The organism is Chryseobacterium sediminis, assembly GCF_008386505.1.
GTDB lineage: Bacteria > Bacteroidota > Bacteroidia > Flavobacteriales > Weeksellaceae > Chryseobacterium > Chryseobacterium sediminis.
Genome location: NZ_VUNZ01000001.1, coordinates 122,597 through 138,595, shown reverse-complemented (window position 1 = coordinate 138,595; position 15,999 = coordinate 122,597). Strand labels below are relative to the sequence as shown.

At 34.3% G+C, this 15,999-nt stretch carries 17 protein-coding genes; 10 read left to right on the top strand and 7 right to left on the bottom strand.

Features of this window, described 5'->3' with window-relative positions; translation table 11 throughout:
• The first annotated feature begins 110 nt into the window (after positions 1–110).
• The gene (locus FW780_RS00630) at positions 111–419 is read left to right on the top strand and encodes a thioredoxin family protein (protein ID WP_034698499.1); all 309 of its coding nucleotides are present in this window, start codon (positions 111–113) and stop codon (positions 417–419) included.
• The gene (locus FW780_RS00625) at positions 419–667 is read left to right on the top strand and encodes a DUF6952 family protein (protein WP_149831735.1); all 249 of its coding nucleotides are present in this window, start codon (positions 419–421) and stop codon (positions 665–667) included. Before FW780_RS00630 ends, FW780_RS00625 begins: the two co-directional genes overlap by 1 nt.
• A gap of 466 nt (positions 668–1,133) precedes the next feature.
• Here the strand turns inward: FW780_RS00625 and FW780_RS00620 are convergent, their stop codons facing one another.
• Genes FW780_RS00620 through FW780_RS00610 form a run of 3 tightly spaced genes read right to left on the bottom strand, consistent with a single transcriptional unit; the run spans position 1,134 to position 3,386 of the window.
• Positions 1,134–1,823, bottom strand: a complete 690-nt coding sequence (locus tag FW780_RS00620) for a Bax inhibitor-1/YccA family protein (protein ID WP_149831734.1) — start codon at positions 1,821–1,823, stop codon at positions 1,134–1,136.
• A gap of 41 nt (positions 1,824–1,864) precedes the next feature.
• Positions 1,865–2,302 (bottom strand): peptidylprolyl isomerase, encoded by a 438-nt coding sequence (locus FW780_RS00615; protein ID WP_241676812.1) that lies wholly within the window; start codon positions 2,300–2,302, stop codon positions 1,865–1,867.
• 49 nt (positions 2,303–2,351) lie between these two features.
• Positions 2,352–3,386 carry an acyl-CoA reductase gene (locus FW780_RS00610; protein WP_149831732.1) on the bottom strand — a complete coding sequence of 345 codons (1,035 nt, stop codon included), beginning with the start codon at positions 3,384–3,386 and terminating at the stop codon, positions 2,352–2,354.
• A gap of 59 nt (positions 3,387–3,445) precedes the next feature.
• Between FW780_RS00610 and FW780_RS00605 the strand changes: the two genes are divergently transcribed.
• The 7 genes from FW780_RS00605 (at position 3,446) to FW780_RS00575 (ending at position 11,488) form a co-directional block, all read left to right on the top strand.
• On the top strand, positions 3,446–3,796 hold the full coding sequence (locus FW780_RS00605) for a 4Fe-4S binding protein (protein WP_149831731.1): 351 nt from the start codon (positions 3,446–3,448) through the stop codon (positions 3,794–3,796).
• A 110-nt stretch (positions 3,797–3,906) separates the two neighbouring features.
• Complete coding sequence (serC, locus tag FW780_RS00600; protein ID WP_149831730.1) at positions 3,907–4,971, top strand: 3-phosphoserine/phosphohydroxythreonine transaminase; 1,065 nt, start codon at positions 3,907–3,909, stop codon at positions 4,969–4,971.
• 123 nt (positions 4,972–5,094) lie between these two features.
• Positions 5,095–6,060 carry a D-2-hydroxyacid dehydrogenase gene (locus FW780_RS00595; protein WP_149831729.1) on the top strand — a complete coding sequence of 322 codons (966 nt, stop codon included), beginning with the start codon at positions 5,095–5,097 and terminating at the stop codon, positions 6,058–6,060.
• 2 nt (positions 6,061–6,062) lie between these two features.
• Entirely contained in the window at positions 6,063–7,307 is a 1,245-nt protein-coding gene (locus tag FW780_RS00590) for a DUF1015 domain-containing protein (protein WP_149831728.1), read from the top strand.
• A gap of 55 nt (positions 7,308–7,362) precedes the next feature.
• On the top strand, positions 7,363–8,766 hold the full coding sequence (locus FW780_RS00585; protein WP_149831727.1) for a M28 family peptidase: 1,404 nt from the start codon (positions 7,363–7,365) through the stop codon (positions 8,764–8,766).
• Between the two features lies 1 nt (position 8,767).
• Positions 8,768–10,126, top strand: coding sequence for a M20/M25/M40 family metallo-hydrolase (locus FW780_RS00580; RefSeq protein ID WP_149831726.1), 1,359 nt, complete (start codon positions 8,768–8,770; stop codon positions 10,124–10,126).
• A gap of 3 nt (positions 10,127–10,129) precedes the next feature.
• Positions 10,130–11,488, top strand: coding sequence for a M20/M25/M40 family metallo-hydrolase (locus FW780_RS00575; protein WP_149831725.1), 1,359 nt, complete (start codon positions 10,130–10,132; stop codon positions 11,486–11,488).
• Positions 11,489–11,599: 111 nt separating this feature from the next.
• On the opposite strand, the gene FW780_RS00570 is transcribed toward FW780_RS00575, so the two are convergent.
• Positions 11,600–12,118 carry a hypothetical protein gene (locus FW780_RS00570; RefSeq protein WP_149831724.1) on the bottom strand — a complete coding sequence of 173 codons (519 nt, stop codon included), beginning with the start codon at positions 12,116–12,118 and terminating at the stop codon, positions 11,600–11,602.
• A gap of 599 nt (positions 12,119–12,717) precedes the next feature.
• Here FW780_RS00570 and FW780_RS00565 point away from each other — a divergent pair.
• Positions 12,718–12,948 (top strand): hypothetical protein, encoded by a 231-nt coding sequence (locus FW780_RS00565; RefSeq protein ID WP_149831723.1) that lies wholly within the window; start codon positions 12,718–12,720, stop codon positions 12,946–12,948.
• Positions 12,949–13,063: 115 nt separating this feature from the next.
• Here the strand turns inward: FW780_RS00565 and FW780_RS00560 are convergent, their stop codons facing one another.
• The 3 genes from FW780_RS00560 to FW780_RS00550 all read right to left on the bottom strand — a co-directional run bounded on the left by FW780_RS00560 (position 13,064) and on the right by FW780_RS00550 (position 15,956).
• Complete coding sequence (locus tag FW780_RS00560; RefSeq protein WP_149831722.1) at positions 13,064–14,863, bottom strand: AAA family ATPase; 1,800 nt, start codon at positions 14,861–14,863, stop codon at positions 13,064–13,066.
• A 139-nt stretch (positions 14,864–15,002) separates the two neighbouring features.
• A complete protein-coding gene (locus tag FW780_RS00555; RefSeq protein ID WP_149831721.1) occupies positions 15,003–15,224 on the bottom strand; it encodes a hypothetical protein in 222 nt (73 codons plus the stop codon).
• A gap of 156 nt (positions 15,225–15,380) precedes the next feature.
• Entirely contained in the window at positions 15,381–15,956 is a 576-nt protein-coding gene (locus FW780_RS00550; protein WP_149831720.1) for a hypothetical protein, read from the bottom strand.
• Positions 15,957–15,999 lie beyond the last annotated feature (43 nt).

Here is a 15,999-nt window from a genome sequence, read left to right as displayed (position 1 = left end):
TTTGAAAATGAGATAATTTGAAAATTAATCTCAAGGTTATTAAAAATTATCTCATTTTCTTCTTTACAAATAGTAACACATCCCAATTAATAAATTTTCAAATTACAATCATGTACACAGAATTAACCGAAGATACATTACAGAATATAGTTAACGACAACGAAAAAGTAGTTGTTCAGTATGGCGCAACATGGTGTGGAAACTGCAGAATCATGAAGCCAAAATTCAAAAAACTGGCATCTGAAAATGACTCTATTCCATTTTTATATGTAGATGCTGAAAAGCTTCCTGAAAGCAGAAAATTAGCAAAAGTGGACAACTTACCTACTTTCGCCATCTTTAAAAACGGAGAATTGGTAAACCAGGTTCAATCTAACCAGGCAGAAAGTTTAATTAACCTTTTTAACGAATTAGCATAATGAAATTACCCGTAATCAGACAGTTTTATCAGAATCAGACTCCTGAAAACCTTGAAAAAACATTAGAAGTACTGGAAAGTTTCTGCGAATTCAGAGGAACAAGTGAAGAAGACTTAAATGTTGCAGGAGAATTGATCACCAACATCTGCGGAGCTTTAGAAGTTCACGCCAAAGTACAGAACGGAATGAGCGAAAAAGATGCTTTAAACTCTTTTGCCCAGAAGGTTTTAGGATCAATTGACAAATAATATCTTTTGATTATTTTTTAATTAAAAGATTGCAAAAAACACAAAATACAATACCTGAGGTTTTCCTCATTACTATACTTTTTCTATTCTTTAAGAATCTTTTTACGTCAACAGTAAAACTTACTTCAAAGGACCTTAATCAGTCTCATGAAGCTGGTAGTTGTATGAAAACTTTTAAAGAATATCCAAATAAAATCCGGTGAAACTTCATCTGGATTTTTTGGGTTTAAATTCCCCAAACCACTAATAACACAAGTATCTTTGCACTAATTTTGCAAATAAAAGAATGCGAAAGTATTCCGTCAACACACAATCATCTGTGTCTATCTGTGAAATCTGTGGTTATAAAATAAATCCCAATCCTCTTCAATTGTGTAATCTGTGAAATCATTTGTGTAATTTGTGTTAAAAAAGAAATCCCGATGAAAAATCACCGGGACTATTATTTTAAAAGATAAAATATCAATTAGTTTCTTCTGCTCATCAGAATGCTTAGAATATACCAGAAAAGAAGCATAATAGAAGCAAAAAGCTGTAATGCCGCCCCCACATACTGGTTCGTACCATAGGAATCTTTTAATTTACTGGTCTGATATAAAATAGTAGCCGAAGCTAAAATTACCATTCCTACTGAAAACCACAACCCAAGGTTAAAACCGAAGATCATCCCACCTACAATAAGTCCTATGGAAATAAACCCACCAATCACAATAATATTTCTTAAAAAAGAAAAATCCCTTTTAGAAGTGAATGCTACAGCGGAAATACCCGCAAACATTGCGATCGTTAAAGTTGCAGCCTGAAAGATTATATTTGATCCTCCTTCTATATTTGTAGCAATAAAAAGCAGAGGCATAAAAATAATGGCTTCCAAAAGGATATAAAACCCTAGTCCTAAATACTGAGTAGATTTACTTTGTGAAAGCGACCATTTAGAAGCTAAAACAGAAGCTAACCAGAAAACACCAATGATTAGTAACCAAATATATTTCTGAGCAAACATCATGAAAATAATTTCTTTCGGAACCGTTTTCAATAATATCGTTTCAACTCCAATAAATGCAAGAATAGATAAAGCAACATGCAAATACGTCTTCTTGTAAAAACTCGCCTTTTCAACTTCCGAAGAATGAGCGACTAAAACATCTGTCATCATAGTTAATATTTTTTTAGTTAATCGAAAATAAATTTTTAATCTTATTTCGCAGGCAATACACCCAGAATTTTTCCGTCATCCTCAAATACAGCTGTAATAGCTTCTTTGGAAGACGATTCCCCTGCATATTTATACTTAATACTTGGATGATTGGTTCCATCCATTGTTTTATAATATCCCGCTTTTAAGACTTCAAGTTTTTTATTGGGATCAATGCCGTCCTTGACTTTTTTAAGCACATCATCCGTCACAATTTCCTTTACCTTCTCGGAAAGTAATCCGTCAATTGTCTTACGATCAGAAGCCTGCAAAGCCTCAACAAACTTAAGGAAGTTATCATTATAAAGACTTACCTTCTCCTTGCTTATAGCAGCCGGCTGCTCTTTTTTCTGGTTACCCTCAACCTTTACACCTGCTACTTTCTGAGCAAACATCAACTGCGCACCCACAAGAGCAATTCCCAGCAATAATTTTTTCATAGTATTCATTTTTGTTATCTGGTGAAATAAGTGATGGAAGATACGAAAATCAGACCAGTTCTAAAAATTTCATTGTATCTACATTATCCGCATAGGTATCAAGCCCCGGATTCTGTGCTTCTCCAAACGGAATAGCATTCAATCCCAACTCTTCTTTAGATACCACACACTGGATATTCTCTTCGTTTTCAGCAATAAATGTTTTCACATCATCCAAAGACTCATATCTGCTGAAATTAATTACAGAAAGCGGACTGAAAAGTTTATCATCTTCTTTAAGCATCACAAAATTATTATCCCAGAATTTATCCTGATTTAAAAGATAAACCGCTCTGTTATAATCATAATTGTTAGCATATTTATTATGATTGATGATATCCTGAAATCCTAAGAAATTCTCAAACAATCTGTCAATAACAAAATCCTGAGGAATAAAAATTCTCGTCACATTTCGGCATCCCAATCCAAAATACTGGAAAATATCTTTTGCCAGCAATTGCAGTTCTGCATCCGTTTCATCACCTTTCAACACGGCAATGGAAGTTCTGTTTTTACGGATAATACTCAAATGATTCTTGAAATAATATTCCAGATATCTGGCTGTATTATTACTTCCTGTGGCAATTACAGCATCAAAATTTTCTAATTTTTCTACAAATTCAAACACTACATTTTCATTAGAAAACTCATTCCATTTTTTTAATAAAAACGGAACCATGTACTTATCTTTTGAAGAAAGTTTAATAACAGGAATATGATTGCTTAAAACAACAGACATCACATCATGAAAGCCTACCAAAGGAATATTTCCGGCTAAAATAAGTCCAACTCTTTTTGAAATTTTAGAGATTGAATAATTTCCAAGCCAGTTTTTGATATTTTCTTCAGTCAAAAGATCTGCCCATTGCTGTAAAGCAAATTTCTGATTATCAACAGTAAACCATGGATTCTCTATTTCAGACCTTTTCAACAATAATTCAATATCTGCATCGTTTTCATTGTGATCTTCCGGTTTCTTCGCTAAAAACGCTTTTATATAATCACTTAATTTAATAAGTCCTAAAACTTGATTTTCGGTATTCATAATTACTTTAAAATTGGGGAATATTTTGTAATTTTGTGCAAATTTAAAAAAAATTAGCGATGGCTATTAAAATAACTGATGAATGCATTAACTGTGGGGCTTGCGAACCGGAATGTCCAAACAATGCAATATATGAAGGAGCTGTAGATTGGAAAGCTTCTGACGGTACGGCTCTTCAAGGTACAATTACTATGCCGTCGGGACTTACTGTAGATGCAGATGCACCACAGGAACCTGTAAGTGATGATGTATATTTTATTGTAACAGATAAATGTACAGAATGTAAAGGATTCCACGAAGAACCTCAGTGTGCGGCGGTATGCCCTGTAGACTGTTGTGTTCCTGACGAGGATCACGTAGAATCTGAAGAATCTCTTCTTGATAAAAAAGCATTCTTACACGGCGAATAAAAAAGTTCCGTCTCATCATCTGTGAGGCGGTTTTTTTGTCCAAAAATTCAATTTAACCAAAAATAAAGCGGAAGGAATATAAAATCCGGAAGCAACCAAAAAATAAAAATATGAACAAAAAGCACAACTTCAGCGCAGGGCCATGTATTTTGCCACAGGAGGTATTTGAAAAATCAGCACAGGCTATTCTGGACTTCAACGGTATCGGATTGTCTCTTCTTGAAATTTCTCACAGAAGTAAGGATTTCGTAGCTGTAATGGACGAAGCGCGTGCAATTGTAAAAAGACTGATGAATCTTGGTGATGATTATGAAGTTCTTTATTTAGGAGGTGGTGCCAGCCTGCAGTTTGCCATGGTTCCTTACAACCTGATGAAAGTAGGAGGAAAAGCAGCTTACCTGGATACAGGAACATGGGCAGCCGGAGCCATCAAAGAAGCAAAAAAAGTAGGAACAGTAGATGTAGTAGGTTCTTCAAAAGAAGAAAATTACTCTTTTATTCCTAAAAACTATACTGTTGGTGCAGAATATGATTATTTCCACTGTACTTCCAACAACACGATCTATGGAACTCAGATGAAATCTTTCCCTGAAGTGGACACCCTGATGGTTTGTGATATGAGTTCTGATATCTTCTCAAGACAACTGGATTTTTCCAAATTTGATCTGATCTATGCGGGCGCTCAGAAAAATATGGGACCTGCGGGAGTTACTTTAGTGGTGATAAAAAAAGAAATCCTTGGTAAAACAGGAAGAGAAAACATGTTTTCTATCTTGGATTATTCTCAGCACATCGCCAAAGAATCAATGTACAATACGCCGCCGGTATTCCCTGTATATGCCTCTTTACTTACCCTTCAGTATCTTGAAAAAAACGGAGGAATTGCTGCTGCTGAACAGAGAAACGAAGCAAAAGCCAAGCTTTTATATGACGAAATCGACAGTAATCCCCTATTTGAAACTTTCTGCGTGAAAGAAGACCGTTCACTGATGAATGTTTCTTTCAAAATCACCGACGAAAGCAAAAAAGAAGAATTTGACAACGCATGGAAAGCCGCAGGTATTAGTGGATTAAACGGACACAGAAGCCTGGGCGGATACAGAGCAAGTTTATACAATGCCTTACCTATTGAAAGTGTGCAGGTTTTGGTAGATGTAATGAAGTCAATCAAATAATTAAGTATTTAAAATTCAAAGATTGAAAGATTGAAAAGCAGTTAATTTAAATTTATTAATTTGCGCCTCAGTTTTAAAATTTTGAAATTTTTACATTTTTCAATCTTTAAATCAAAATAACTCATGAAAGTTTTAGCAAACGATGGAATCTCGAAAGCAGGAGAAAACGCTTTAAAAGAAGCCGGAATTGAAATCCTGGACAATAGAGTGGCTCAGGATCACGTTATTAATTTTATCAACGATAATAATGTAGACGTCCTGCTTGTAAGAAGTGTAACGAAAGTGAGACAAGAGCTTATTGATGCATGTCCCGGCCTTAAAATCATTGGAAGAGGCGGTATCGGGATGGATAACATTGATGTGGAATATGCCAAAAGCAAGGGGATTAAAGTAATCAATACTCCTACGGCCTCTTCAAAATCAGTGGCTGAACTAGTTTTCGGACATTTCATTTCACTGGCAAGATTCCTTCACGAATCCAACAGACTGATGCCTTTGGAAGGAGATACTCATTTCAGTGCTATGAAAAAATCATTCAGCAATGCATATGAACTTTCAGGAAAAACATTAGGAGTAATCGGCTTTGGAAGTATTGGTCAGGAAGTCATAAAAATAGGAATTGCTTTAGGAATGAACGTAACCGTTCTGACGAGAAGCCCTAAAACAGAAGTTCTTACCCTGAACTTCTTTAACGGACAATCTGTTAACTTTGAAATCACTTCCACCAATGATATGGATGCATTCCTGAAAGATGCAGATTTCATCAGTATCAATACGCCGAAAACGAATGAATATATTATAGATACCCCTCAGTTTGAAAAAATGAAAGACGGAGTCTATATTGTAAATACTGCAAGAGGAGGTGTCATCAATGAAGTGACACTGATAGATTTTATTGAATCAGGAAAAGTAGCCGGAGCAGCATTGGACGTTTTTGAAAACGAACCAAGCCCGGAACTGCCTTTACTGATGAACCCTGCCCTGTCTCTTTCCCCACATGTTGGAGGAAATACAGTAGATGCTCAGGAAAAAATCGGTATCGAACTTGCAGAACAAATTATTAAGCTACAAAAAGAAACTATAAGATAAATATGCCTGTTTTTAAACCTTTCCGTGGAATAAGACCTCATAGAGACTTCGAGAGTACTTTCCCTACCCATCCACTGGATAATTTTACCCAGGAAGAGATTGCAGAGAAGGCTCAAGTTGAAAATACTTACATCAATATGATTAAACCCTATGTTGTAAGTAAATCTAAAGATATTGACCGGAATCTGCGAAAGATCCGTTCTACCTTTGAAGAACTTCTGGACGAGAAGAAATTGGTCCAGGACAATTCAGCCTACTATCTTTATGAGCAAATCTACCCCAACAAACAGGTGTTCAGAGGACTTCTGGGATTAGCAAGTATTGAAGATTTCTGGAATGGAAAAATCAAAAGACACGAAAGTACCATTCCTCAGAAAAAAGAAAAACTGGCTCATTACCTTGAAAAAGTAAACCTGCAGGCAGAACCTGTATTACTTACCTATCCGGCCAACTCAAAAATTGAGCTGCTGATGAATCATGAGGAAAAAAACGTTCCTATCTTCAACCATGTAGACTCCATTGGTATCAGACATAAAATCTGGAGAATAGACAACCGCCTGAAACTACAGCAGTTTAAAGAAGTAATAGATCAGATTGATTCATTTTATATTGCTGACGGACACCACAGAATTGGTTCTACAGCAATAAACGCCAAATATCATAAAGAGAAAAACAAAAAACATAATGGTACAGAGCTTTACAACTTTGTCTACAGTTTTATTGTTTCCAATCAGTCCATTAAAATTCATGATTATAACAGAGTTTTACACGATTTGAATGGTATGTCTCCTGAAACTTTCCTGAAGGAACTCGAAAACTATTTCCTTATTCACGAAAAAGGAGAAACATCCTACTACCCTTCTCAGAAATTCCATATTTCAATGTATATGGACGGGAAATTCTACTCTCTTCATGTGAAGCATGACCTTCGTTCCAAAGAAATGTCTCTGGATAATCTGGATCACCACCTTATAGACAAGTATATTTTCAAAAATATACTGAAAATTGAAGATCCGGACAGCTCTGAGCTTATTTCTTATGTAAAAGGAACATCCAACATCAACGGAATCAATCTTTTAAAAGAAAAAGTAGACAGTGGTGAAGGTAAAGTTGGTTTCGGAATTTATCCTGTAAGTTTTAATGATATGATTAAAATTTCGGATTTAAGATTAAGCATGCCTCCAAAATGTACATTCATTGAACCAAAATTGATTACAGCCCTGGTAATGTACGATATGAAACCTTAATAAATTCCTATTTTTTCCCTACTTTTATCAGAGGAAAAAGAAAGGTAAATAAAAAATGAAAAAAATATTCATTATACTTCCACTCTTTTTGAGTGGATTTTTATTTTCTCAAAAAAAGCCACAAAAAAATCCGGCAAAAAAAACAACTATTGCCAAATTCAATTATCATGATGAGTTCAGAAAAATTTCAGATGAAATTATGACCAATGGTAAGGCTTATGATAATCTGGGAGAACTTACAAAAGGAATCGGATCACGTTTCAGCGCAACTCCAGGGTATACAAAAGCTGTAGAATGGGCAGAAAAAAAATTCAAGGAAATTGGTATTGACATGATCTGGAGGCAAGAAGCCAAAGCACCTGTATGGATCAGAGGAAAAGAATCTTTACAGATAAAGGCAGGAAATGGAGACTGGAAAAATATCAGGATGCTTTCTTTTGGAAACTCTGAAGGAACCGGCGGAAAAGATCTTACAGGTGAAATTGTCTTAATTAATTCCACTTCAGAACTTAATGCAATGTCACTAGGTCAGTTAAAAGACAAAATAGTTTTCGTAAATGTTCCTATGGATCCGAAAATGATCAATACAAGTGATTCCTATTTACAGACTGCAAAATCGAAATTAATTTCCGCTTCTGTTATTGCTAAAACAGGAGCAAAAGCATTAATTATAAGATCGCTGACAACAGCCAATGACGATACTCCTCATGCTAAAATGATCTACTATGAACCAGATGATAAAGTTAAAATTCCTGCTTTATCCATTGGAGTAAGATCCGCAGATGAGTTGGAAAAAACACTCAAAAAACAAAAAGTTACGGCTAAAATCAACATGACTGCCGAATCAAGGGGTGATACTACAAATCCCAACATTATTGCTGAAATTCAAGGCAAAAAAGATTCTAAAGTAATTGTTTTAGGGGCTCAGCTTGATTCCTGGGATTTTGGTGAAGGCGCCATTGATGATGGAACAGGAGTCGTTCAGTGTATCGAAGTTTTAAGAACACTGAAGGCACTAGGATACGAAAATAATCATACCATCCGCGTAGTCCTTTACGCCAACAGTGAAAACGGAGGTCAGGGCCGTGAGATGTATGCTGCTTTTGTGAAGAAGAGAGATGAAAAACATGTTTTTGCCTTAGGAACAGATGCCGGAGGTTATTCTCCACGAGGATTTTCTTTGGACATGTCACCTCAAAGAAGACGATTGATTTACCCTTGGAAAGAATATTTTCTTCCGTATGGCGTTTATGATTTTGACCAAACTGAGGCAATTCAGGACATCTCACCCTTAAAAAAACTAGATATTCCCTTAGCAGAACTGGTGGTTGATACACAAAGGTATTTTGATTACCACCATTCCGAACAGGATACTTTTGATAAAGTAAATAAAAGGGAACTTCTTCTCGGAGCGGTTGCCATCACACAAATGATTTTTATGGTTGATAAAAACTGGTAATATGAAAAAGATATTAGGTACTTCATTATTGCTTTTTGGAATGACTGTTTTCGGTCAGACTAAAGAAGATTCTATTCAGTTCAGAAAAATTTCTACGGAAATCCTGAACAACGGCAAAGGATACAATGAACTGAGGGAGCTTACCAAAACTATAGGCAATCGTTTAAGCGGTTCTGAAGCTTATGAGAAATCTGTACAATGGGCCGCACAAAAACTCCGTGATGCCGGAGCCGATAAAGTCTGGCTTCAGGAAGTCATGATCCCGATTTGGGTAAGAGGAAAAGAATCTCTGCACATCCAGACTTCAAACGGAAAATGGAAAAACATTAAAATGCTTTCTCTCGGAAATTCCGAAGGAACCGGAGGAAAAGATATCTCAGGTGATATTATTATGGTAAAATCACTGGAAGAATATGATAAACTTCCTGCAGAAAAGGTGAAAGATAAGATTGTATTTTTCAACTACCCTTTTCATCAGGAAAATGTCCAGACTTTCATTTCTTACCGTGATGCCAGTCCCTACAGAAGAACTGCTGCTTCATTGACGGCTAAAAAAGGAGGGAAATTTGCCATCATCCGGTCACTTTCTTCCGCTTTTGACGATGTTCCTCACACGGGCAATATGCGCTATGATGAAAACATTTCAAAAATACCGGCCATTACGATCGGAAATACTTCCGCAGATGAGCTGGAAACCTTGTTGAAAAGGCAAAAAGTTACAGCCAAACTGAACTCCAACTGTGGAATGAAAGGTGAAAAACTTTCTCATTCTGTAATCGGGGAAATCACCGGTAAAAAAGACAAGAACGTTATTGTTGTCGGAGGGCACCTTGATTCCTGGGATGTAGGTGAAGGCGCTCATGATGACGGAGCCGGAATTGTACAAAGTATTGAGGTCTTAAGAACATTTAAAAAATTAGGAATACAAAATAACCATACCATCCGCGCAGTCTGCTTTGCCAACGAAGAAAACGGAACAAAAGGCGGAAAACAATATGGCAAAATAGTTAAAGAAAACAACGAAAAACATCTTTTTGCCATAGAAACGGATGCCGGAGGTTTTTCACCACGGGGAATTTCTCTGGAGATGGATGATCCCCAAAGAAATCAGATCAAAAGCTGGGTTAATCTGTTCTTACCTTATGGAGTTTATAATTTTGAAGGGAAATATTCCGGATCGGATATTGCTCCGCTTCATGAAATGGGAGTTCCCACTGCTGAACTGGTCCCGGATCCACAGCGTTATTTTGATATTCACCATACCGAAGAAGACACTTTTGAAAAAGTCAACCGAAGAGAACTGTTACTTGGTTCTGCGGTAATGACACAACTTATTTATATGATTGATAAAAATTGGTAAACAATGAAAAAGATATTAGGAACTTCACTATTGCTTTTTGGAATGGTCGCTTTTGGCCAGTCTAAAGAAGATTCTATCCAGTTCAGAAAAATCTCTACGGAAATTCTGAACAATGGAAAAGGATATACTGAGCTGAGAGAGCTTACAAAAAACATAGGCCACCGTTTAAGCGGTTCTGAAGCTTACGAGAAGTCAGTAAAATGGGCAGAACAGAAACTCCGTGATGCTGGAGCTGATAAAGTCTGGCTTCAGGAAGTCATGATTCCGGTATGGGAAAGAGGAAAAGAATCTCTGCACATCCAGACTTCAAACGGAAAATGGAAAAGTCTCAAAATGCTTTCTCTCGGAAATTCTGAAGGAACCGGAGGAAAAGATGTTTCAGGAGAAATTATCATGGTAAAATCTATGGAAGAATATGACAAACTTCCTGCTGAAAAGGTAAAAGATAAAATTGTATTCTTCAACTATCCTTTCAGCCAGTCGTTCGTAGAAACCTTCAAGGCATATGGCGATGCTGCGAAATACAGAACCACAGCCGCTTCTTTAACCGCAAAAAAGGGAGGTAAATTTGCCATTGTAAGATCTCTGTCATCAGCTTTTGATGATGTGCCTCACACGGGAGCCATGCGCTACGAAGACAAAGTTTCCAAAATACCAGCCGTAGCCATCGGAAGCACTACAGCAGATGAACTGGAAGCCTTACTTAAAAAACAGAAAATTACCGCTAAACTTAATTCCAACTGCGGAATGAAAGGCGAAAAGCTTTCCCATTCTGTAATCGGGGAAATCACCGGTAAAAAAGACCAAAGTGTTATTGTTGTCGGCGGACACCTTGATTCCTGGGATGTAGGTGAAGGCGCTCATGATGACGGAGCCGGAATCGTTCAAAGTATTGAAGTCTTAAGAACCTTTAAAAAGTTAGGACTGCAAAATAACCATACCATCAGAGTGGTCTGCTTTGCCAATGAAGAAAATGGAGTAAAAGGCGGAATTCAATATGGTAAAACAGTAAAGGAGAAAAATGAAAAACATCTCTTTGCCATAGAAACAGATGCCGGAGGTTTTGCACCGAGAGGAATTGCCCTGGATATGGATGATGCCAAAAGAAATCAGATCAAAGGCTGGTCAAACCTATTTCTTCCTTACGGAGTTTACAATTTTGAAGAAAGGTTTTCCGGAACAGACCTCTACCCGCTTCATGACATGGGAATTCCTGCTGCTGAATTGATGCCGGATTCTCAGCGCTATTTCGACATTCACCATACAGAAGAAGATACTTTTGAAAAAGTGAACAGAAGGGAGCTTTTATTAGGCGCCACCGCTTTGACACAGATTATTTATATGATTGATAAAAACTGGTAAAATATAAAAACCGTCTTTAGAGGCGGTTTTTTCTTATTTAGCAATGCTGCTGATATCATTAATTCAATAAAAACAAGCTTATTTTATTAATTAACTTTTTACCCTGCAAAATTACCTTTTGAGGTTTTTAATTTTACGTCTGTACAAAAAATTACTCCATAGAAAGTTTTTCCACACACGATGAATTCCACCTCCCGATTCCCAGTTGATATCAAATTTTCCTCCTTCCCATGCATATACGGGCATTGCAATTTTTGAATGAAACATCGGTGGATTATCTTTTACTACAGCAAAGTAATCAGCTTCAAAATTTGATTTTCTGTAATATTGAATTTCTATAATAGTTTCTCTTGTATTTGCCCGGAAAATATATAGTGTAACATCATAAAGATCATAGAACTCTTTATGTAAAATCTCTATTGCTGAATCTAAAGTAAGCAGCCTTTTTGAATTATTTATTCTGTTACGGGACCATCTCTTTTCAGTGGAATTTGCCCCTTCAAATTCATTAAAATCAGACAAAATAAAAAACAAATTGGAGGAAATGAGGTTCCAACAATTGATTTTTGCCAACTGCAACAGATTTGTTATACAGATATTGATGCTTTCTTTTAAATTTTCCTTGTTCATTTCTAAACTATACTAAAGGATTTTAAATATATAAAAAACAATTACACCGTAATATTTTCTTTGTTTCAAACACCTTATCATTAAAAACAGAAAATTTTTCTACGTTTAAGGAAATAACAGATGAAAATACGCTCCATCAGAAGCTTCAACAATCTCTTGAAATAAAGTGTTAATCGCAAAAATTCCATTTTGGCATGATATTGGCATGTAAGATATTGAGAAAAAATTAAAAAAACACTAAGGATGAGAAAAAAGGTTTTCTGTGGATTTTCAGTTTTTCCACTGATTCAAATTCATATCTAGCATATGAATCCTTTTTTTTCTACGATGCCGTAACAGATACGGGTCCGTGATTAACTAACCCCCGTTAGTTTTTCACAGCAATTTTGCACCCCGTATCTCACTGGTATCATCAATAACCAGAATCATTTATTGATTCAAAAAAACAAAAATATCCCGGACTTTCAGCCCGGTATTACGATATAGATAAACGGCAAAGTCATCACGAACCTTAGCCCAGTAAAGGAATTTATTCTTTTTACCGCGATGAGTACGCCTTTATTTTTTTAATTAATTGTATAACCCTTAAAATGTAAGTAATGATGAGAGCCTTTTTTGAAATGATTTTTAAGAGAAATGAAGATGCTGCAAAGTTAAATATATGGAGCCTATTGCTGGTACTAAGTTTTGCTGCATTTTCTGTATTGGTATACGCCTTAAAACCAAGCTTAAACAGCTTAATTATATATCTGACGGCATTTGCCGCTTATATCGGCTTTGGCCTTGTATTCATCAGTTCTTTATCAGGAACAAGTATGAAGAAAAGATAATAAAATATAACTTTCAATTAATTTTTACTGAAAAAACCGCCCTGTTTGGGGCGGTTTTTTATTCAACATCTCAGTTCTTCACTATATTAATAAGAATTAAAATAATAATACCAAATTAACTTAAATCATTAAGCCTACCTTCTAAAAACTTAAACAATATATTAAAATTTTGCAGAGTTGTTTTAGATAAACTTGGAAAGACATTATTAAGATAAAGTTCTTGAATACTACGATTCAAAATTGTTTTATTACTTGCTTTAGACTCTGTATAAACTTTATCTATAATTATATTTTTATCTTCTTCAGATATAATATCTTCTAATTCATATTTATCCCAATTCTTATCAATTTCTCTTAGTGTAAAAATTGAATCCTTTACAATCTCTCCAAAAATATTTATGTATCGTTTTTTTTGTTCATTACCTTGTTTATCATCATCTAATATTACAATAAACTTTGATCCCCAACCTAAATACAAGCTTATTAGTGTCTCTAAATTACTTGCACTAGTACCAGGAATAATGTTTATAATATATTTATTTTTAACAATCTCTTTAAAGTAATTCAATGTATAAAAATCATTTTTCCCTTCTGTTATTATTACTTTTGGAACTAACTCTAAGTTAGAAGGTTTATAATCTAAAACTTCAAGAATTGGTTGAAAATAGTTGCTCTGATTAGGATATTTTACTGCAAATTCTCTATACTTGCTAATTTTAATATTAGTATTTTTTGAATTGTAATCAGCTTCGTTTTCGTAATCGATTGCTTCATTTTTTATAACAAAAGTACTTTCTAACCATTTAGGATTTATTAAATACTGACTATGAGTCGTATATATTACTTTTGATAATTTTTCAAAACTTTTCAAAAGTTCTATTTGGGCAGATGGGTGTAAATTAGAAGCAGGTTCATCAAATAAATAAAATGCATTTTTATTTTCTTTTCTATATGTTCGGAATTGTGTAAGTAAAATATAAACAAAAAACCACCGAAATCCCAAAGACCTTTCAGAAATCCTATACGTATCTACATCATCCTTAATGTTAAATTCAATATAAGTACCTATTGAATCAACTCCAGTATATAAAATTATTTCTTTATTAGATAAATGTTTGTTAAATATCTGATTCCATTTATTAAATATTACATCACTTAATTTTTTTTGTAATTTTCCAATAAGGCTAGTTAGATTTCTTTTATCATTAGCATCTTGAGAAACTATTCGAAAAATTAAATGGTCATTTATATTCAAATCATTTTCAAGTGAATCAAGAGTATCTTGAATAATTTTTTGATAAAAAAGATCTTTTTCATTTTGAGTTTCATTATTTAAATATATCCTTTCAGGAAATTCAAATAAAAAATTGGGAAAATATAAAATACTGGGAAGGTTTTTTGTAATGAAATTATTTGCTATTAATGCATCACTATTTTCTAGCTTATTTATTTTTTTTCCATTTTTTTTTCTTCCCGTTATATCATAGGTCCATAAACTTTGATCCCTCTCTTTAATATGTTTGGATTTTTCAAAATGATAAATTTGTGTATATGTGAATTTAGTACCTAATTTATCTATTATAAGATTTTTTTGCTCAAACTCTTTTTTAATTTTTAAAATATCTTCATCATCAAGCTCTATTCCTGCTTCTATAGTTATTTTATCATTAAAATTATCCCTCTTATTTATAGGAATTAACGTATGTATATCTTGAATCTCATATTCTTTCAATTCCAACACATCAAGCTTCTCTGGTTTATATTTAAAATAATTAATTGCTTCTAGAATAGTTGTTTTACCACTTTCATTTAATCCAACTAATGTAAAAATATTACTTTCTGGAGTCTTAGATAAATCTAACTTTTCATCCTCTATACCTTTAAAATTTTTAAATCTAAAATAAATAAATTTCATAGTTGCAGTATATAATTATAATCAAATTTACTTCTATTTAGCATCATACTAAATCCGTATTTCTACGGTATTTCCAACAAAAAAGCCACCCCCTCCGGAGCAGCTCGTGATAACAAAGTTATCTTAACATCGTAAAAACTTATTCTTTAAACAGATCCTTCATCATTTCTTCAAGGGCCTTTTTGGTTTCTTCTTCGATCATATTTCCGGATTTCTCAACCATCTTTTCTCTGAAAGGTTCACAGCAGGCTTTTATTCCGAAGCCTTCATCTGTTTTAATCAGTTCCGGGTGCAGACCGTGTTCTTCACACATTTCTGACTCAATTTCTTTTTTTATGAGGTCGTAATTCAGATCAAACATATTTTCTATTTTGTTTCTTATAAGTGCAGGATAAAGATAGAAGTAATAAAGCCTTACCGAAATCCGTATTTTTACGGTATTTATAGGAAACAAAAAAACGCCTTTTTCAAGACGGCATTATTGTAATACAAAAGTCGATGCTTACAGCTTAACCTTTTAAAATTTATCAAGAATTTTCTTCGGTAAGATTTTCACCAGTTCTTTTTTATATTCCTTTTCAAGAATAACAAATTTCCATGACTTTTTATCTTTTGAAACAGCACATGCTTTCATATTAGCGTTAATGAGATATGAGCCTTCGCTGGCTAAATATTTTACATTATTTGCGCCATATTTGGCTGTTAAAGCGCTGTTCATTTTCTTTTTCATATCCTCATTTAATGAACTGACATTACATTTCAGTTTCAAAAAATAATGGGTAATAGAAAAATATTCGCCGGTAATGAGTTCAGGTTTTTCAAGATTTCCAAACTTCAAATCCTGTACTTCAATTTTCATGAATGGATTATTGTAAGTCATGTTTAAAATCTGCGTCATCTGCTCTTTTGAAATGATGGTGAAGAATTTTGGATATATACAGCTTACTGCCTGATCTATCTGTTTAGATTGAATACTGTTTACAAAATAAGTAAGTGATTTTTTTATTGCTGCATCGTCAGGATTTGCCTTAGCCTGCGAAAAAGCCATAAACGACAGCAGAATGAACAGAAAAAGAAATGATTTGGTTTTCATTATTTAATGGTTATTACAAATTTTAAGATTATTTTTTTACTGG